Annotated in this window: 18 protein-coding genes and 1 riboswitch; of the genes, 3 read left to right on the top strand and 15 right to left on the bottom strand. The window is 54.6% G+C overall.

The features are described from left to right. Positions 1 to 91 precede the first annotated feature (91 nt). Positions 92 to 1330 (top strand): MFS transporter, encoded by a 1239-nt coding sequence (locus RGB73_RS11190; protein WP_310771887.1) that lies wholly within the window; start codon positions 92 to 94, stop codon positions 1328 to 1330. 100 nt (positions 1331 to 1430) lie between these two features. Here RGB73_RS11190 and RGB73_RS11185 read toward each other — a convergent pair whose 3' ends face one another. Continuing rightward, positions 1431 to 1805, bottom strand: a complete 375-nt coding sequence (locus RGB73_RS11185; RefSeq protein WP_310771886.1) for a winged helix-turn-helix transcriptional regulator — start codon at positions 1803 to 1805, stop codon at positions 1431 to 1433. Between the two features lie 168 nt (positions 1806 to 1973). Between RGB73_RS11185 and RGB73_RS11180 the strand changes: the two genes are divergently transcribed. Next, positions 1974 to 2603: a TetR/AcrR family transcriptional regulator gene (locus RGB73_RS11180; protein WP_310771885.1), complete on the top strand. Its 630-nt coding sequence runs from the start codon at positions 1974 to 1976 to the stop codon at positions 2601 to 2603. 129 nt (positions 2604 to 2732) lie between these two features. On the opposite strand, the gene RGB73_RS11175 is transcribed toward RGB73_RS11180, so the two are convergent. The 6 genes from RGB73_RS11175 to RGB73_RS11150 form a co-directional block, all read right to left on the bottom strand. Then, entirely contained in the window at positions 2733 to 3725 is a 993-nt protein-coding gene (locus RGB73_RS11175) for a hypothetical protein (protein ID WP_310771883.1), read from the bottom strand. Next, positions 3695 to 4243: a sigma-70 family RNA polymerase sigma factor gene (locus tag RGB73_RS11170; RefSeq protein WP_310771882.1), complete on the bottom strand. Its 549-nt coding sequence runs from the start codon at positions 4241 to 4243 to the stop codon at positions 3695 to 3697. Before RGB73_RS11170 ends, RGB73_RS11175 begins: the two co-directional genes overlap by 31 nt. Positions 4244 to 4384: 141 nt before the next feature. Then, positions 4385 to 5194, bottom strand: a complete 810-nt coding sequence (locus tag RGB73_RS11165) for an ABC transporter ATP-binding protein (protein ID WP_310771880.1) — start codon at positions 5192 to 5194, stop codon at positions 4385 to 4387. After that, positions 5191 to 6234 (bottom strand): FecCD family ABC transporter permease, encoded by a 1044-nt coding sequence (locus tag RGB73_RS11160; protein ID WP_310774248.1) that lies wholly within the window; start codon positions 6232 to 6234, stop codon positions 5191 to 5193. The genes RGB73_RS11165 and RGB73_RS11160 overlap by 4 nt, the downstream gene beginning before the upstream one ends. Before the next feature lie 65 nt (positions 6235 to 6299). Further along, the gene (locus RGB73_RS11155; protein ID WP_310774246.1) at positions 6300 to 7346 is read right to left on the bottom strand and encodes an ABC transporter substrate-binding protein; all 1047 of its coding nucleotides are present in this window, start codon (positions 7344 to 7346) and stop codon (positions 6300 to 6302) included. A gap of 261 nt (positions 7347 to 7607) precedes the next feature. After that, positions 7608 to 7815: riboswitch (cobalamin riboswitch) on the bottom strand. Between the two features lie 14 nt (positions 7816 to 7829). Then, a complete protein-coding gene (locus RGB73_RS11150; RefSeq protein WP_310774245.1) occupies positions 7830 to 8924 on the bottom strand; it encodes a M24 family metallopeptidase in 1095 nt (364 codons plus the stop codon). A 121-nt stretch (positions 8925 to 9045) separates the two neighbouring features. Between RGB73_RS11150 and RGB73_RS11145 the strand changes: the two genes are divergently transcribed. Continuing rightward, complete coding sequence (locus RGB73_RS11145) at positions 9046 to 9846, top strand: alpha/beta fold hydrolase (RefSeq protein WP_310771878.1); 801 nt, start codon at positions 9046 to 9048, stop codon at positions 9844 to 9846. A gap of 9 nt (positions 9847 to 9855) precedes the next feature. On the opposite strand, the gene RGB73_RS11140 is transcribed toward RGB73_RS11145, so the two are convergent. From RGB73_RS11140 to gpr, 8 genes are all read right to left on the bottom strand, one after another. Continuing rightward, positions 9856 to 10749 (bottom strand): ABC transporter permease, encoded by an 894-nt coding sequence (locus RGB73_RS11140; protein WP_310771876.1) that lies wholly within the window; start codon positions 10747 to 10749, stop codon positions 9856 to 9858. 14 nt (positions 10750 to 10763) lie between these two features. Next, a complete protein-coding gene (locus RGB73_RS11135) occupies positions 10764 to 11768 on the bottom strand; it encodes an ABC transporter permease (RefSeq protein WP_310774243.1) in 1005 nt (334 codons plus the stop codon). A gap of 146 nt (positions 11769 to 11914) precedes the next feature. Then, positions 11915 to 13579 (bottom strand): ABC transporter substrate-binding protein, encoded by a 1665-nt coding sequence (locus RGB73_RS11130; protein WP_310771874.1) that lies wholly within the window; start codon positions 13577 to 13579, stop codon positions 11915 to 11917. Between the two features lie 117 nt (positions 13580 to 13696). Beyond that, positions 13697 to 14668, bottom strand: coding sequence for an ABC transporter ATP-binding protein (locus RGB73_RS11125; RefSeq protein WP_310771872.1), 972 nt, complete (start codon positions 14666 to 14668; stop codon positions 13697 to 13699). Positions 14669 to 14686: 18 nt separating this feature from the next. After that, complete coding sequence (locus tag RGB73_RS11120) at positions 14687 to 15655, bottom strand: ABC transporter ATP-binding protein (protein WP_310771870.1); 969 nt, start codon at positions 15653 to 15655, stop codon at positions 14687 to 14689. Between the two features lie 303 nt (positions 15656 to 15958). Further along, positions 15959 to 16267, bottom strand: coding sequence for a DUF3679 domain-containing protein (locus RGB73_RS11115; protein WP_310771868.1), 309 nt, complete (start codon positions 16265 to 16267; stop codon positions 15959 to 15961). A 5-nt stretch (positions 16268 to 16272) separates the two neighbouring features. Beyond that, positions 16273 to 17451, bottom strand: coding sequence for a stage II sporulation protein P (gene spoIIP / locus RGB73_RS11110; protein WP_310771866.1), 1179 nt, complete (start codon positions 17449 to 17451; stop codon positions 16273 to 16275). A gap of 155 nt (positions 17452 to 17606) precedes the next feature. Then, positions 17607 to 18707 (bottom strand): GPR endopeptidase, encoded by a 1101-nt coding sequence (gpr, locus tag RGB73_RS11105; protein ID WP_310771864.1) that lies wholly within the window; start codon positions 18705 to 18707, stop codon positions 17607 to 17609.

Genomic DNA, 18707 nt, shown 5'->3' with positions numbered 1-18707 from the left:
GCGTACGATTTGACGGCAAGGCTTTCAAATGATGGCGATTGCCGTCAAATCGCCAACGGGGCTCAGTCCATCTGAATAAGGAGGAAGGAAATTGACTAGGCAACAAAAGCTTCTAACATTGAATTTATTTTTATTGACCTTTGTCCTGGGAACAAGTGAATTCGTGATGGTCGGATTATTAACCGAAGTGGCCACGGACATGAAGATCGCCATATCGGTGGCAGGGTCCCTGATATCGGCTTTTGCCCTATCTTTTGCAATAGGAACACCCATCTTCACGGCGTTGTTCAGTCGATTCTCCAAGTACCCGCTCATCCTTGCTTTGATCGTGGTATTTATTATAGGAAATATGATCACTGCCCTATCCGGATCTTACGGTTTGCTTCTAGTGTCCAGGATCATTACGGCCGTGGTTACCGGCGTGTTGATTGCACTCGCGATGGCAGTTGCCAGCGAGACGATGCCTCTCGACAAAAGGGGGCCGGTGATCTCCATCATCTTTACGGGTTTTACCGTGGCTAGCGTTCTCGGCGTACCCCTGGGGACTTACATCGGGCAATGGGGCGGTTGGCATATGTCCTATTGGTTTACTACGCTATTGGGAGTCGTTTCACTCGTGGCAAGCGCCGCGACCATCCCTAGGGGGCTACAGGGAGCTCGGAGTTCACTCAAGAAACAAATCAAATTATTCGCCTATCCCAGAATTGTGATTGCTTTCTTTATTCCTGCTTTAAGCATTGGAGCAACTTATAGCGTCTATACGTATTTAACCCCTCTGCTCCAAGACGTGCTTTTTGTTCCGGCACGGTATATTAGCCTCGTCTTTTTGCTGTATGGCGTCGTATCTATCTTTAGCACGTTAATCGGAGGAAAGCTGGCTGCTCGCAACGGGCTTGGAAAGATTCCGTATGTATTCCTGGCTCAAGCCGTCATTCTCGCGTCGCTTTATGTTTCCACAGGCTCGATGGTCGGGGGATTGGTAAGCATCTCTTTCATTGCTCTCGTCGTTTATCTCATGAACTCCACGATGCAGCTTTACTTCATTGATTGGGCCGATCAACATGTACCGGAAGCCAGAGACTTGGCTTCGTCTTTAACCTCCGTATCCATCAATGTCGGAATTGCGATTGGATCCACTTTGGGAGGCTTTGTCACGGCAAATATAGAGCTCATCGATCTTTCCTGGTCCGGGGGAATCGTTGCCATTTTGGCAGCTTTGCTGGCTTTCATCAACGATCGTTTCGAGCGACGAGGAGCTCGCAACGCATATAAAGAGGAGGATCAGCTGCGCGGCAAAACGACGAAGGAAGCTTGTGGTTCCGCGATATGAAGATAAGAGGTACCCTTCCTGGGTACCTCTTAAAAGTCTTCGTATCTGGATCGACTCAAGCGGAGAAGGCGTGAACCGGTAAACATCGATCCGCGCAGAACTACGTTTTTGCTTCGCCATGCTTATGATTGATATACGATACTTCATCGGGAAAGCTCTCGATATAGGTGGTGCCAAATTCGCATAACATCATGAGCATCGGAGCCATTTGTTCGCCCAGCTCGGACAAGCAATATTCCACTTTAGGCGGTGAGACCGGATAAACCCTGCGAATAATGAGCCCGTCGCTTTCCAGCATTCTTAACTGCATCGTAAGCATGCGTTGAGTCGTGTCGGGAAGCAGCCGTTGAAGCTGATTAAATCGTACCGGGCCCTTGGTTAGGTGGTTTAAAATCGATATTTTCCATTTCCCGCTGATTAACCCCATTACAATTTCCGAGGTGCAGCGATAGGTTTTGTTTCTAAAGGTGATCAATAGTTAAACACATCCCTTTCAGTGGGATTAAGCAAAGATTGCATCTGGTTCTTCTTTAAAACTGGAAATGAATTATGGATCGATCTTTCCACATATTATGTTGAACCAGACTTCCTTGTCAATGACTTCTGGATCGAATAGTATAAAAATAAGTAAGGAGGTCATCATATGCCACGTACAGGACGCCCCCGCGCATTTAATCGTGACGAGGCCGTTGTCGCCGCCATGGTCCTATTCTGGGAATATGGCTTTGAATCCACTTCACTGGCTCAGCTGCGGGCGGCGATGGGGAATATATCAGCAGCCAGTTTTTACGCGGCGTTCGAATCCAAGGAAGCGTTATTTCGGGAAGTGGTGGATCGATATATATCTACTTATGGACATGTTTCGGAAAGCTTCAGGGATTCCAGTCTGGCAGCGAAAGCAGCCATCGAGCAGGGATTGCGGCGAACGGCACGTTTTCAGACAGAGAACTCCCATCCTTTAGGCTGTCTGTTGGTTTTGTCCGCGGTAAACTGTTCTCCCGAGCAAAAGCACATACGGGAGATGCTCGCTAAGGAACGGGAAAGAGTCCGTGGTTGGCTGAATGATTGTATCGAACGAGGCGTATCCAATGGGGAGTTGCCTGAATCAACGGATATCCCCATGCTGGTTACATTATTTGAAACATTTCTTAGAGGAATTTCGACACAAGCACGGGACGGTGTGCCCTACGAGGCTATTGACGCTGCCATCACTCAACTGATGAGCGTATGGGACACCGTATCTGTTAAGCCGGGCAAGCAGGGGGGCGTTTGATCAACGCTGACAATACAACAGGGTTACGAACTATGGCGAACGCACCTAGAACGGGATCGGGGCCAAATTTTACGTCTGGACGAAAAAAACGGACCTTCTTATGCGGTCCGTTTTTTCATCCTTGCGCTCCTATTCATGGGATTTCATGCGTTCCAGCACCTTTGGCGGGAACAGCTTTTGCAGACTGCTTTGGTAGAGACTTCCGTCCTGCGGCATTTGCATATCCGTAACGTTGTAAGACTTGCTGTCGTAGGCGATGTCAAAGACCATCGGGGCGCTGACTCCCGAAGAAAGGCGCGGATCCTTGCTCAAGACCTTCACCCAGGCGTACACTTTGCGGGAGGCTGCGTCGGGGGCTTCCACTCCAAGCAGTTCGATATTCACGTCCCTATCATGTCCGAGCCACCCCAGCTTCGTCCCTTCCGTCTCCAGATAGTTGCGGACGATCGGCTCCACCAGTTCCCGATTGGCTGGTGAGACGCCTGCCTGCACCTGTACAAACACTTGCCCCAGATGCTTGCCGTCTGCGAGGACTTGCAGCTTCCAGACGCCTGGATCAGGCAAGGCGATGCCTGAGGGAAAATGTCCCTGTGCATCGTACAAGGGGGCTCCCAATTGGTAAGTCCCAAGGTCAATCCGCCTTCCGCCGCTGTCGTACGCAACCAATTCCACCTTGGACGCTTGGGGGGCGTCGATCAGCCAAATGATACGCTGCTGCTGTTCCTCGTAAAAACCGTTCTCATCGGTCAAAATTCTCACTGGCCGCTCGCCAAGGTAGGTGAATGGCTTGTTTTCGAACGTGGTCTCGGTTCGGGGGGAAGGATGCCACAGATCAGGCACCTCCAGAGTCCCTCCGTGCAGCAGCCCAGGATCGGGATGAGAAGGCTTTGCTGCCTGCTCCTGACCGGGGTCGCTCCCTGCTGGCCACGCACTCCAAAGCAGAACGAATACCAGCAGGAGAGCCGCGGTAAAAGCGAAGGGCTGCCGCCACGCAAGCGATCCCGTGTTTCTGCATATTTTGCTGCGGACTCGCTCCTCCATCGCGCGAGTAAAATGGACGTTCCGAAATACCGTCTGATCGACCCGTTCCTTCAATTGCTCGATCCGCTTGTGCTCGTCCATTGCCATTCCTCCCCCTCTCCCATCTGTTTTTTCAGCTGCTGCCGGGCTCGATGCAGCCGCGTACGGACCGTCCCCTCGGACACGGACAGCACAAGCGCGACTTCGCCAATCGACAGATCCGCATAATAATGGAGGACAATCACCTGTCGATACATCGGCGGAAGATTTTGCACCTGAAAAAACAGTTCATCCCGCTCCGACTGGTGCAGCACGAGCTGTTCGGTCGAGACATCCCCTTCCCGCTTGATCCAGGCGCGAGGGACGATTCTGCGAAAGGACCAGGAGCGCAGATAGCCTTTGCACTCGTTGACGGCAATCCGGTAAATCCACGTATGGATACTGCTCTGTCCACGAAAACGGGGCAGATTTCGGTACACTTTTACGAATACGTCCTGCGTGAGATCCTCCGCCAGACTTCGGTCCTTGACCAGAAAGGTAACCAGCCGCAGCACGCGCGTCCCGTATTCCCGCATGAGCTTTTCAAAGGCCGCTTCGTCGGTGGGTTGCAATTTTTCCACGTGCGCGTCCTCCCATCATTGATCCTCAACTGGTTAGATGCGCCAGCGAAGAATTTGTTACAGATTCGGGGGAGATATTTTTGGGGCGATGACTGTCCAGCGTCCAGCGGCGCCGGCTGCGGATAGCACGGCTATACGCACTCATCGGACACGGCCAACCTCCTGCTTTTTCAGATCGAGCCGGCAAGACTGGGAAAAGAAGTACACGTGCTTCTTGCCGGTGAACGGATGGATAATCACATCGGCCTCGACCTCGAAGACCGTCCGGATCAGTCCAGGGGACAGCACCTCGTCCGGGGGGCCGCTGGCGACGATTTCCCCGTCCTTCATCACGTACAGGCGATCGCAGTACATCGCTGCCAAATTCAAGTCGTGCAAGGCAGACAATACCGTGATCCCGAGCGCCTTCACCAAATCCAGGACCTGCAGCTGGTAGCGTATATCCAGATGGTTGGTCGGCTCGTCAAGCACGAGAAACGAGGCCTGCTGGGCCAGTGCCCGGGCGATCAGCACCCGCTGTTTTTCCCCGCCGGACAGAGAGAAAAAGCTGCGGTGGCCATAATCGCGCATGCCCACCCTTTCCAGTGCGTCTTCGCAGATCCCGATATCGAGGGCTGTATCCGCTTGGAACAATCGCTTGTGCACAGAACGCCCCATCATGACGATTTCCAGCACCGAAAAGTCGAACTCGACGGACGATTCTTGCCGAACCACCGCCATCCGCCGGGCGACTTCCCGCGTGGACAGCCCGTACAAATCCTCTCCATCCAAGCCGATCCAGCCTGCGGACGGCTGAGAGACCCGATAAACGCTTCTCAATAGCGTCGACTTGCCGCTCCCATTTGGCCCGATGATTCCCACAAACTCGCCAGTCTTCACCTGCATGCCTATATCCCGGATGATGTGCTTGCCCGCCAACGATACAGCGAGGTCTTCTACCGCAAGCTTCATCGGCCGTCACCCCCAAACGAATAGGAACTGCGCAGCATCAGCCAGATGAAAAAGGGACCGCCGCACAGCGCTGTAATGATTCCGATCGGCAGCTCTTCCGGGGCAAAAGAGAGCCTCGCCAAGGCGTCGGCCCAGATCAGAAAGATGGCCCCGAGCAAAGCGCTGACCGGCAATACCCTGCGATGATCGGAGCCGACGATGACCCGTACGATATGCGGCATCATCAATCCGACGAAGCCGATCGCGCCACTGATGGCGACGATGACGCCGGTCAGCAGCGCAGTGATCACCAGCAGCAGTTTGCGAAACCGCACCGTATTCACCCCGAGCGTGCTTGCTGACTCCTCGCCCATCAGCATGGCGTTCAACGCCCGATATTGCACGAGCAGCACTCCAAGGCAGGCCACAACCACCAGGGTGGGAATCGTCAAATACTCCCATTTGGCCCCGGCCAGGCTGCCGCTCATCCAGAACAGCACAGACCGGATTCCGTGCTCATTCGGCGCCGCGAAGATAAGCAGGCTGGTGATCGCTGACAGAACGGCCGAGATGGCGATCCCCGCCATCAGCAGACGGACCGTGGAATTTTGTCCCCCCAATCGGGAGAGCGAAAAGATAAGCAGGATCGATACGAGTGAGCCGAGGAACGCACCTGCCGACAAGGCGTATTGCCCGTACATGCTAAACGCCCCGAACAGGATGACCAAGGTGGCGCCTACAGATGCGCCTGAAGAAACCCCCAAGATATACGGATCAGCCAAGGAGTTGCGGACGAGCGACTGGATGGTCACCCCCACCACGGACAGCCCGGCTCCCACCACTGCTGCCAGCAAGACGCGCGGGAAGCGAATTTCCCAGATAATCGTATGCTGCGCTCTTGACCAATCGGCTTCGATCCTCTCCCCGACAAAGGGGACGTGCGTCAAGGCAATTTTCCAAACGGTGCCCGGCCGTATCTCTACGGAGCCCAGAGTCACAGCCAGCGTAATCGACAGGAGCAAGGCAAACAGCAGGGACAGACTGAGCAGGGAAAAGCTCATTTCGGCCAAGCTCCAAGCTCCCCTTCCTGAACGGAACGTTTTTCTTACATCTTCTCGCTTCCGCATCATTGCGTAAACTTCTCCGGGTACAGGCCTTCCGCGAGAATGTTAAGGGCGATTGGCGCACGCACGCCTTCCGCCGCCGCAGACAGAGGGAGGATGACGAACCGCTGATTCCTGATCGCCGACACATCTGCCAGCTCGCGTTTGCCTAAAAGCAAGCTCCGTTTTTGCTCCGCCGTCTTGTCGCCGTAATCCACGATGACGATGATTTGCGGATCGCGGTTTACGACTTCCTCCCAGCTCACTTCCGCCCATCCTTTTTGAATGTCGTCAAAAATATTTTTGCCTCCAGCCATTTGGATTAATGCCGTCATGTAGTTGTTCGCTGCGGTAAACGGCTGCTCTTCGCCGCTGTCATAGACAAATACAGGGAGGGGCTTGTCCACGTTGCCGAGCTTTCCGGCGATTTGCTCCATCTCCCCTTTCATCTTGGCGATAAGTGCGTCCGCTCGATCCTCCACGCGAAAGATGCGTCCGACGTTTTGTATATCGGAAAAGACATCATCGATCGAAGGGGTCGGCTTGTTCGAGGATTCGTGCAAGTATGACTTGATGCCTGCCTTCTCCAATTCCTCCATGGATCCAACCCCTTTATCTCCGAAGGCGCTCTTCCATCCGGCGTACACGAAATCCGGCTCAGCCGCCATCAGCACTTCCTTGCTCGGATACTTGTCCGCCAAGACCGGAATCTTGTCGTAAGCCGCCTTAAACCTCGGGAGAATTTCGTCATCCAGATACGCTGTTCCGACCATCTTGTCTTCCAATCCCAGCGCAAGCATGACCTCCGTCACATGCTGATTCAAGGTAACCGCTCTCTTCGGAGCTTCCGGAAAGACCATCTCCCGGCCGTTCGTCTGAACGACAACCGTCTCCCCGGTCCCTGTGTCGGCGGTCCGCGTCTCAGCTCCCTGTCCGGCCTTTGGACTTGCTTCGGCTTCTGTTTGCCCTGCCGGTGCAGGAGTTCCGCACGCACTCACCAGCAGCATCAATGCCACTAGCAACAAAGACCATCTTCCTTTCTTCGCGGCCTCCCACTTTTGTGGTCTCATCCATTTCTTCTCAGTTTTTAATTTCATCGGTTGTTCTCTCCTTTGCGGAATATGGGAAAGACATAGTTTATTAAATCGTAATTGTTACGATTTATTCAATCCCTACCTTACCTGCTGGCCTGCCTTTTGGCAATCCTCACCATGAAAAAAGCACCTCCCGTTCGCAGTCGGGAGATGCTTCTCTTCGTGTGGACAAAACTAAGGCAAACAGACGGTCTCCCGCCTGAAATGCTTCCACATCATCCCCATCCGCGTAGGTCGATTGTGCATGGTTTCATGGCAGGTCTCCTGGCTCCGATTCATCATCCGCTGCGCCCTTCCCATTCCGCCAATCAGCAGAACAGTGGATATTCGCAGAGGACTCCTCGTTACAGTGGCGGGACCGCGCCGGCTTTTCACCGGACTTCCCTTTTAAGCTGGCTGCACCCATTTTTTTGGTTCAGTCAGCACCATCAAACCTTTATGTTGTTTTTTGCCGTTCGATTATTTACCGATGACCGTCAGTTGTTTCGGGAACTGGGTCAGGACTTCTACTCCGGTCTCCGTCACGAGCACGTCGTCTTCGATCCGCACCCCGCCTACGCCCGGCACGTAAATTCCCGGCTCAATGGTAAATACCATGCCTGCACGCAGTTTCTCCTGGTTTTCGCCATGGACGGAAGGGTACTCGTGCACATCCATTCCCAGACCGTGGCCGAGGCGATGCATGAAATATTCACCGTATCCTTTGGCCGCGATCACGTCCCGTGCTGTCTTGTCGAGATGGGCGAACGTCACGCCCGGACGAACTTGGGCGATTGCAGCCTCGTTGGCCGCAAGAACCGTCTCATAGATCTCGCGAAGCTGCTCGCTGATCTCTCCCACCGCAAACGTGCGAGTAATGTCGGAGACGTACCCGTTTGCCTCTACGCCGATGTCAAACAGCAGCACTTCTCCTTCCTGTACCTGGCGCGTTCCCGGCTTTCCGTGCGGGAGAGCAGACTTTTCCCCGGCCAAGACCATCGAGGTGAACGATGGCCCTTCCGCACCCAGACGCTTCATTTGGTATTCCAGCTCCGCGACGAGCTCCATCTCCGTGACACCTGGTTTGACTTTTTTCAAAGTTTCGCGAAGGGAGTCTTCTACCAAGCGCATGGCATGTTTCATGCGATCGACTTCATCCGCAGACTTGATCAAGCGCATTTCACGCAGCGGCTCCTCCACATCGACGTAGCGGGAAGCGCCTACGGCTTCGCTGACCGCCTCGTAACGATCCACCGTCATATGGCTTTTCTCAATGCCCAGCTGCTTCAGATTGGCAGGCAACGTTTGTTTTAAGACGTCGTATGGATTTTGTGTATCCGTGTGGGTGAAGATATTTTGGACGGAGGATGCTGCCGCAGCCGCCTCACGATCCAGTGCCGGCACAATCAGCGAAGGTTCGCCGCTCGCCGGAATGATCAGCCCCAAAAAACGCTCATGTGGATCGGTGAAGAACCCTGTCAAATAATAAACATGTTTGGGAGAGGTGATCAACACCGCGTCAAGCCCTTGCTTCGTCAGGAAATCATGCAGTTTTTGAATGCGCTCTTGGAACATCATCGTCACCTAGCTTTCACCAATATTCTAATGCGAGGATACCACTTCCCTCTCCAAAAAAGAAGCTTATCCGAGAAAATTTCCTGCTTGATCCAATCCATTTCCCTGAGGTGAATCGAACATGGAACGAATCATTCCGCTCCCAGACGGAGAGCAGATGGCCTGCATGACTTTCGGGCAGGGACGGCCGATCGTCTGCATCCATGCCCCTTGCATTGGCTCCGTCAACTTCCAGTATCAACAGACACTCGCAGATAGTTATGAGCTTATCATCCCGGACTTGCCTGGACATGGACGCAGCAGTGCTTTGGCAAAGCCATACACGATCCACGATCTCGCCACCCTCCTACACCGCCTCCTCGGGGCGCTTGGACTTGAACGCCCCTATCTGCTCGGTTACTCGCAAGGAGCTGCGATCGCCCTGGAATACGCCCTCTGTTTTCCCGAAGAGATAAGCGGCCTCATCCTGGCCAGCGGCTTCTCGGAGGTAGACGATCTGTATTTGCACAGCCGCTTCTCCGTCGCACAGGCATTGGCCACCCTGCACGGCGTACCGCTCCTCGCCCGGAGCATTGCGTCCTCCCATACGGACGATCCACAGACGAGAGACCATTGGATCCAGCACGCTTCCCGGACAGACGCCGTCACGCTGAAGCAGCTATATGCAGCCGGCCACTCCTACCGGTGCACGCAACGTCTTCACGAGCTCTCCATGCCGACACTGCTCGTCTACGGCGGGGAGGATACACGTATGCACCCTTACGGACAGCTGTTCCGCCGACATTTGCCGCATGCCAAGCTGATCTTCCTTCCCGGCGTGCCCCATCAGGTCGTCACCAAAGCGGCTGCGTCCTTCAATCAATTGTGCCGCGATTTTGTCGCACATGAAAAAAAGAGGGAAACCATTCCCTCCTTCACGTAGCGTGCAGCCTTAGTTCTTCATGCGCGGATCCAGCGCATCGCGCAGACCGTCCCCGATCAGGTTGAAGCCAAGTACCGTCAGCATGATCGACAAGCCTGGGAAAATAACTGTCCAGGGCGCCTTTTGAATGTATTGTCGGGAATCGGACAGCATTTTGCCCCACTCCGGCTCCGGCGGTTGGGCTCCCAGGCCAAGGAAGCCAAGAGCCGCTGCCTCGATGATTGCGGTGGCGATCCCCATCGTGCCGGTGACGATGATTGGCGCCAAGCTGTTCGGCAAAATATGCTGAAGCAGAATGCGGGAATCCTTCATCCCGATAGCACGCGCGGCCATGACAAATTCCTCTTCCTTCAGGCTGAGGACCCGCGAGCGAACCAGCCGCCCGAATGTCGGGATGTTGATGATCGCGATGGCCAAGAGCGCGTTTTGCAGGGAAGGCCCCAAAATGGCGACGATAGCGATGGCCAGAAGAATGCTGGGAAATGCCAGCATGATGTCAAAAATTCGCGAGATGATCGTATCGATCCATTTTCCGTAGAACCCCGCCAGGAGCCCGAGAATGGTACCGGCGATGACGGAACCGATCACGGAAAAGGTCCCGACCCAAAGAGAAATGCGTGCCCCATATACGACACGGCTGAACACATCCCGACCGTTGTAATCCGTACCAAACCAGTGCTCCCCTGAAGGTGGCTTGTTCTTCATCACCAGTTCGCCCTCGTCGTAGGGATATGGCGCGATCACCGGGGCAAGGACCGCGACGATGATGAAAAAGAGAATGATCCCCAGCCCCACCATCGCCAGCTTGTTCTTTCGGAGCGATCTCCAAGCTTCTCGCCAAGGAGAGATGATTTGTTCGTCTTTTACGTGCAACGGCACTGTTTGCGCTTGCGTATTTGCCATGCCTCCTGCCTCCTTTAGCGATATTTGATGCGCGGGTCGATGTAGGCGTACAGGAGATCGACCAAGAGATTAATCAGCACGAAGATCGTGGCGATGACCAAAATGCCGGATTGGATCACCGGATAATCGCGATTGCCGATCGCCGTGTAAATATATCGCCCTACTCCCGGCCAGCCGAAAATGGTTTCGGTCAGCACGGCTCCACCCAGCAGCAAGCCCGTCTGCAGGCCGATTACGGTCAGGACCGGTATCATGGCATTTTTCAAAGCGTGCTTGTACACCACCCAAAACTGCGCCAAACCTTTCGCCCTTGCCGTACGCACGTAGTCTGCACGCATGACTTCCAGCATGCTGGAGCGCGTGATGCGTGCAATGATCGCCATCGGAATCGTGCCAAGAGCAATCCCAGGCAAAATGAGATGTTTGATGACTTCCCACAGCTGATCCCATTGTCCTGCGAGGATGGTATCCAGTATATAGAACTGCGTAATGGCCTCTACGGGATTACGCGAATTGTCACGACCAACTGATGGCAGCCATTTCAGTTCCTGAGCAAAGAACCATTGCTCCATCAATCCAAGCCAGAAAATCGGCATGGATACGCCTATCAAGGCAATCAACATCGCACAGTAGTCAAACCAGGAGTTTTGCTTCCAGGCCGAGAGAATGCCTGCATTTACGCCGATCAGCACCGCGAACAGCATGCTGACAATCGTCAGTTCCGTCGTCGCCGCCAAATAAGGTCCAATCTCTTGAGTGATGCTGGCACCGGAGTGCAGCGATACCCCCAAATTGCCTGTCACAATTTGCTTTAAGTAATCGAAGTATTGAATATACCAAGGGAGGTTCAAACCGAGCGCTTCCCGCAAGTCTTCGATGGCTTTCGGGCTTGCTTTCTCTCCCAGAATCGTGAGAGCCGGATCGCCTGGGATGGCACGAATGATAGAAAAAACGACGATGGACATGCCCAGTAGAACAGGGATGAGCATGAGAATTCTTCGGATGCTGTAAGATAGCAATGCCATCTCCTCGCTTTCCTTAAATAAAAAGCCTGTCTTACCATACTTTTTTCCTGATGAACGATGAAGGATAAGTCAAGGAAAGAAAAGGGCGAGAAGAGGGATACGCTCCTCTCACCCTTCCTCTTAAGTCCGCTTGCTGCTGCTTATTTGAAGTCAACTTTCTCCAGAGACTCCGAGCCCTTCGGATGCGGCTTGTAGTCGACAAGGTTCGCTTTGGCGGCCAATGCTGGAGTGGAATGCGCCAGCGGCACCATCGGCACATCCTTGAAGATGATTTCTTGCACTTGCAGATACAGTTTTTCGCGCTCTTCCTTGGTGGTCGCAGATTGAGCCTGCATCAGAAGCTTGTGGGCTTCTTCGTTTGCCCAGCGCGTACGGTTGTTTCCGCCGATGTTGTTTTTGTCGAGCAAGGTAGCCAGGAAGTTGTCCGGGTCTCCGTTGTCGCCGGTCCAGCCAAGGAGGAACATCTCTTGTTCGCCGGCTTTGGTTTTTTCCAGGTAAGTCGCCCATTCCATCGTGACGATCTCTGCTTCTACGCCAATCTTCTTCAGATCCTGCTGGATTGCCTCGGCGATTTTCACGCCATCCGGCATGTACGGACGTGCAACCGGCATCGCCCAGAACTTGATCTTGAAGCCGTTCGGGAAGCCCGCTTCCGTGAGAAGCTGCTTCGCTTTATCCAGGTTGTACTCACGGTCCTTGATATTGCCGTTGTGACCCCAGATGGAAGGAGGCATCGGGTTTACGGCCGGCTGGCCCAATCCCGCGAAGAACGCTTCGATGATCGCCGGTTTGTTTACAGCGTATGCGATCGCTTCACGCACTTTTGGGTTGTCGAGCGGTTTTTTCTCGACGTTGAAGCCGAGGAAGCCGAGGTTCATGGATGGACGCAGAATCAGCTGCAGGTCGGGATTGTCTTTGACTGCTTGCGCGTCGTCCGGATTCAGACCGTCCATCAGGTCGATCTCTCCGGAAGTCAGGGCAGTCAGACGAGCTGTGTTTTCCGGAATGACCTTGAACACCAATTTGTCCATTTTCGGATAACCCGCATTCCAGTAGTCCGGGTTCTTTTCCAGGGTAATCGTATCATTGCGTTTCCACTCGACGAATTTGAACGGACCGGTACCTACCGGATGCTCATTGAACTTCTCAGGTCCCATTTCCTGCACCGCTTTCGGAGAAGCGATGGCGAAGCAGGACATGCCCAGGTTTTGAATGAACGGAGCCAGCGGACGGTTCAGCGTGAACTTCACAGTCAGCGGGTCTACCACATCGACCGATTTGATCACGTGGTCCTTGTCGCCTTTGTATCCGCCGAACATGTCGTTGTAGTACTCGAAGCCTTCCTTGTTGTGCTGCGGATGGCTCTTGTCCATCCAGCGCTCGAAGTTCCACTTCACAGCCTCGGCGTTGAACTCCGTGCCATCGTGGAATTTCACGCCGGAACGGAGGTGGAAGGTATAGGTCAAGCCGTCAGGCGCGATCTCCCATTTTTCAGCCAGGGACGGCACGACAGCCGTGCTTTCTTCCTCGTAGCCTACCAAGGTGTCGAACACGTTTTCCGTCACTTTGAAGGACTCTCCGTCAGTCTGCTGGATGGGATCCAGCCCTACGGAATCCCCGCCACGGCCTATGATCAACTGCTTCGGACCGTTCTTTGCCGGCTCTGCCGCCGGTGTGGTCGCCGGTGCTTCTGTCTTTGGCTGTTCTGCCGGCTTTTGCGCCGTCTGAGATCCGCCGCAACCCGCCAGCAGCATGGACAGCGCCAGCAAGCTGGTCATGGCAGCAGAGAAAACTCTCTTCTTCATGAATAATCCCCCTCTTCTAAACTTTCAGATTTCACAACGGATCAAACATGGCTTTTGTCGACCTGCTTCGCATCCCCCCTTTGCGAGGTCTTGCCCAGTCAGCAATTGTCTTCTCGGCTAAGACTTGTATAGATGGCAAGCCACAAAGTGTCCGCCGCCTACATCCTGAAAGGCCGGTCGAACCGTGCGGCACTCATCCGTCACGTGGGGACAGCGGGTATGGAAGGTGCAGCCGCTTGGCGGGTTGGCCGGGCTTGGCACATCACCCTGAAGAATGATTCTCTCGCGGACATCATCCGGATCTGGCGTCGGAACCGCGGACAGCAGCGCTTTCGTATACGGGTGGAGCGGCGTGCTGTACAATTGCCTGCTGCTCGCCAGCTCGACGATTCTCCCCAGGTACATGACCCCGACTCGATCGCTGATGTGGCGGACCACACTGAGGTCGTGCGCGATGAACAGGTAGGTGAGTCCCAGTTCCCGCTGCAAATCCTGCATCAGGTTCAGCACCTGCGACTGGATGGACACGTCCAGGGCCGAAACCGGCTCGTCTGCGACGATCAGCTTTGGATTCAGCATCAGCGCGCGGGCAATTCCAATTCGCTGGCGCTGGCCGCCGCTAAACTGGTGAGGGTAGCGCCTCGCGTGATAGCTGCTCAGGCCGACTACCTCGAGCATCTCCTGCACCTTTTTCTTGCGCTCGGCGGCCGTTCCGATTCCGTGAACGATAAGTGGTTCTTCCAGAATCTTTTCAATATTGTGACGAGGGTTGAGAGAGGCGAACGGATCCTGAAAGACGATCTGCATGTCCCGGCGCATTTTGCGCATCTGGTCTGCCGAAAGGGATGTCACGTTGACCCCGTCGAAGTGGACTTCGCCTTCGGTCGGCTCGATCAGTCGCAAAAGGGAGCGTCCCGTCGTTGATTTTCCGCAGCCGCTTTCCCCTACCAGTCCAAGCGTTTCTCCTCGCTTTACGGAAAACGAAACGTCGTCTACCGCCTTTACGACCCCTACTTCCCCGCCGAGGACACCGCCAGTGATCGGATAATATTTTTTCAGGTTCTTCACGACGAGCAGTTCTTCAGTCACTTGCATGCTCCTTTCGGGTTATTCGCCCAGCCAGCACCGCGAGCGATGGTTTTCGCCCACTGACTTGAGCTGCGGCATCTCTTCGCGGCACCGGTCCGTCGCCTTGTCGCAGCGCGGCGCAAATCGGCATCCGACTGTCAGCGAACCCGGGATCGGCACGTTGCCCGGAATGGAATACAGCCGCTCCTCGGAGCCGGTCAGCTTTGGCAGGGATTGCAGCAAGCCTATCGTGTACGGATGCTGCGGATTTTTCAGGATCGTCCGCACATCCCCTTCTTCAATGACATTTCCTGCGTACATCACTACGACACGGTGGCACATTTCCGCCACCACCCCGAGATCGTGGGTAATCAGCAAGATGGCTGTTTCGGATTCGCGGTTGCACTGCCTCATCAAGTCCAGGATCTGGGCCTGAATCGTGACATCCAGCGCCGTGGTAGGCTCGTCGGCGATCAGCAGCACGGGGTCGCAGGCCATCGCCATGGCGATCATCACGCGCTGCCGCATCCCTCCGGAAAGCTGGTGCGGATACTCGTCCACGATCGCCTCTGCCCGGGGAATTCCCACTTTTCTCAACATCTCGACCGCTCGCTGCCTGGACTCTTTTTTGCTCGCCTTCGTGTGCAGGCGTACGGCCTCGCTGATCTGATCGCCAATGGTAAAGACGGGATTGAGGGAGGTCATCGGCTCCTGAAAGATCATCGCGATCTCATTGCCCCGTATTTCCCGCATCCTCTTTTCATCGGCCGTGACCAGGTCCTCTCCCTTGAAACGAATGGCTCCTCCCACGATTTTGCCTGGAGGATTGGGCACCAGCTTCATGACGGAAAGGGAGGTTACACTTTTTCCACAACCGGACTCGCCTACAATGCCGACGATCTCCCCTTTGTTTACCGTGATCGTCACACCGTCAACAGCCGGTATTTGGCCGCGGTCCGTAAAAAAGTGCGTCTGCAGATTTTCGATTTGAAGGACTGGCTGTGACACGTGGCGCACCTCTCTTGCCATATATTCAATAGAAATAGTTCTATCAGTAGATATTATGCCATTAGTACAATTTTTTGGCAACACAATAAATTCTAATAATTATATTTTTGGCTACTATATAGAATGTTATGTCTATTACATCCGAAGGGACCTGTGATTTGCTCCTGATGCCTTTGCTCTCTAGGATGTCTGGCATCGGCACCCATCTGCAGCCGCTATCGCACACACAAAAAAGACCTGTGCGTACAGGCCTTTTGTCTCTCATTCTTTCTTCCTATTATTTTTTTGCGCGTAAACAAATACCTACGGGGCGAACATATTCCCTACCCAGTCCACAAACGATTTGGCTCCCTTTTTCACCGTCTCTCCCAAGGTTAATCCCATATTGCTCATGTAATTGACCATCTTTTCGGGCCCGGCTGTCTTTACTTGCTTGCCCATTACCGCAATTTCCATTTGCCCCTGGTCCATTTTTTTGATGTAAAAGGTTTGCGTTTGCTGCTCCGGAAGTCCGCTCACCTTGGAGATGCCCCGCTCTGCCGTCTGCAAGCCGATCACGACTCCGACCAGGAGCACGACCAAAAGCCCTGACAGTTTTGCCGTTACGCTCATGCTCGTCACCCTTTCGCCGGCTCATTCGCTGCCGGTTTTCCCACTTTTTCCGCCTTCAGGTAGTAAGCCGCAAACACGTCTGCCAACGCTTCCGCCGTGTTCAGAGACTCTTGCAGCGTGTTTTCCGTTCCACCTATTTCCATTAACAGGCTTCCCGGAGAGATGGACTGGTTATACTCGCCGTGATCGGTTTTGGCCCCTTTTTCCATCACGCCGCGCGAAAGCTCCGGGTACATCTCTTCCATCAGTTGGTGCAGCTCGGTGGCGAATGCTTCGTTCTTTTCGTAGTTTTTGTTTCGTTTTCCGATGACGAACATCACGCGTGCGTACGTCTTGCCTTTGATCGTGACGGTGGTTCGATCCCGCGGGGCGGTGTCGCGGTGCAGGTCGAAGAAATAGTGCAGCTCCCGGTTGTTTTCCGCAGCCGCTTTGACCACTTGCAAAGACTGCGCGTAAGACAAGGCGTAATCCATTTTCTTGTTCAGCAGTTCCTGATAAATGTCATCGGTGCTCACGTCCGAGCCGATGCCGCGATCGTTGAGGGCTTGGGCCAGGGCTTTGCCGACCAGCGAGATGTTCCTCGTGGGGTGGTCCACCGAAGTGCCTACCGGCTTCGTCTCGCTGTACCACGACTCGCGGTTGTGGGTGTTGTAGACATAGACGATCTTCTTGCCCCCTGTGTTCGGGCGGGCGGCCGGCTTCTGCTCCGGCTTTGTCGCCTTGTCCTCCGTCTTCTCGTCCGCCGGGGTGAGCGGCACGGCGTCGGAGGCGTCGATGACCTGCTTGGGGTGCGGCGGGTATTCGATGTAAAAGTCGGACAGCGACGCGCCTTTGCCCGCTACTACAAATCGGGCGTCCTCGCTCGTAACCATCCCTGGGAGCTCTCTCCCCAGCAAAGTCCGCAGATCCCCTGGCTGAATGCTGGTCGCAAGCTGGAACAGAAAGCCTGTCACGCTATTGCTCCGGCGATCGGACCCGGTCTGCACTGTCTCGCTGAGCACAGGGATTTCCTTTCCCATCCAATCGAGGATCGCCAGGCTGGAGACGTGTGCCGCCGCTTGCTGCACGGCGGAGGATGTGACCAACAGTCTGTTGCCGCCCAAGGAGAGCACCCCGGTCACAATAAACAGAAAAGCGGTTATAAACGACAGGATCACGAATTGGCGCTGGATCAGGGAAGCCATCTGTCTCACTCCTCATGCTGTAGCATTGTCGCGGGAGCCTTTCTCTTGTTTCCTTCCCGCTCGTCTATGCTTTAGCCTATGAGCCTCATAGAGACGATAGAACCCGTTTCCTAGCATTTCTCTTAAAATGAGAGGCGCACGCTCTCTCTCATTGCCTAGTGCGTATAAGCTCCGCTGTTTTGCTCGTCGACAGCCCGGTGCAGCGCGCGGTTTAGTCCGGTGGCGATGACGTTGGAGACGCCCTCGATAAAGTCGTCCACTTCCTTGGGTGTCACTACCAGATCCTGTCCCAGCGGACGGAGCACCTCGTGGATGAGCTGACGTTTTTCCTCTTCCGGCAAGGAGCCTACCAATCCCATGAACGTCTTGCGCGATTCCATATCCGGCAAGTCTTCTTCGGTGTACGGCTCTTTACGTTCGGGTAGGGTGCTCATCGACAGCTTGTTGAAAGCGCGCTTGCTCTCCGCCATCGACTGATTGAAATGTCCGAGGAGGTACGTAATCGCATCGTTGACGATCGTGGATGCGAAAACGACGGTCGGCACCCCGATGGCAATCACGGGAATGCCCAGCGTGTTCTGATCGATCGCCTTGCGCTTGTTGCCGACTCCGGAGCCCGGATGAATCCCCGTATCGGAGATTTGGATCGTCGTGTTTACCCGATGCAAGGCCCGGGAAGCCAGAGCGTCAATGCAGATCACAAAATCCGGCTTGCTTTTCTCCACGACCCCAAAGACGATTTCGCTTGTTTCGATGCCCGTAATTCCGAGCACCCCCGGGGACAGGGCACTCACTTCCCGATAGCCCTCGCCGACCGTCTCCGGCGCGAGCTGGTAGAGGTGACGAGTCACCAGCAGATTTTCAACCACCATCGGCCCTAGCGCATCCGGTGTCACATTCCAGTTGCCCAGTCCGACGACCAGCGCTTTCTTCTCCTCGGTGATGCCCAGCTCCTTGAGAAAGCTGACCATCTCATGGGCAAAGCGACGGGCTACCTGCTCTTCGATCGAGGTGTCGTTGTCGCGCAGCTTTGGCACCTCGATGGTGATGTAATGGCCTGGCAGCTTCCCGATGGCTTTGCCCCCCTCTTCGTTTTGCACGTGAAGTCGGGTGACCTTGATGTTCGGATCTGCATCGTCCGCTTGGAGCAATACGCCAGGTATATCGGTCTCGTTTTTTTGCCAGGCGAGCTCGTGTGCCTCGACAGCGAGATCCGTGCGAATCGAGTAGCCGGACAAATCAATGTTGTGTTCCAT

The sequence above is a fragment of the Brevibacillus brevis genome (assembly GCF_031583145.1).
GTDB lineage: Bacteria > Bacillota > Bacilli > Brevibacillales > Brevibacillaceae > Brevibacillus > Brevibacillus brevis_E.
The sequence above is the reverse complement of the archived record's forward strand: the minus strand, read 5'-3'. Positions and strand labels throughout refer to the sequence as shown.

Excerpts from the sequence above, each read along its gene's own strand:
- RGB73_RS11180 (WP_310771885.1), top strand. The coding sequence starts at position 1,974 with ATGCCACGTACAGGACGCCCCCGCGCATTTAATCGTGACGAGGCCGTT.
- RGB73_RS11175 (WP_310771883.1), bottom strand. The coding sequence starts at position 3,725 with ATGGACGAGCACAAGCGGATCGAGCAATTGAAGGAACGGGTCGATCAG.
- RGB73_RS11165 (WP_310771880.1), bottom strand. The coding sequence starts at position 5,194 with ATGAAGCTTGCGGTAGAAGACCTCGCTGTATCGTTGGCGGGCAAGCAC.
- RGB73_RS11160 (WP_310774248.1), bottom strand. The coding sequence starts at position 6,234 with ATGAGCTTTTCCCTGCTCAGTCTGTCCCTGCTGTTTGCCTTGCTCCTG.
- RGB73_RS11155 (WP_310774246.1), bottom strand. The coding sequence starts at position 7,346 with ATGAGACCACAAAAGTGGGAGGCCGCGAAGAAAGGAAGATGGTCTTTG.
- RGB73_RS11150 (WP_310774245.1), bottom strand. The coding sequence starts at position 8,924 with ATGTTCCAAGAGCGCATTCAAAAACTGCATGATTTCCTGACGAAGCAA.
- RGB73_RS11145 (WP_310771878.1), top strand. The coding sequence starts at position 9,046 with ATGGAACGAATCATTCCGCTCCCAGACGGAGAGCAGATGGCCTGCATG.
- RGB73_RS11140 (WP_310771876.1), bottom strand. The coding sequence starts at position 10,749 with ATGGCAAATACGCAAGCGCAAACAGTGCCGTTGCACGTAAAAGACGAA.
- RGB73_RS11130 (WP_310771874.1), bottom strand. The coding sequence starts at position 13,579 with ATGAAGAAGAGAGTTTTCTCTGCTGCCATGACCAGCTTGCTGGCGCTG.
- RGB73_RS11115 (WP_310771868.1), bottom strand. The coding sequence starts at position 16,267 with ATGAGCGTAACGGCAAAACTGTCAGGGCTTTTGGTCGTGCTCCTGGTC.
- spoIIP (WP_310771866.1), bottom strand. The coding sequence starts at position 17,451 with ATGGCTTCCCTGATCCAGCGCCAATTCGTGATCCTGTCGTTTATAACC.
- gpr (WP_310771864.1), bottom strand. The coding sequence starts at position 18,707 with ATGGAACACAACATTGATTTGTCCGGCTACTCGATTCGCACGGATCTC.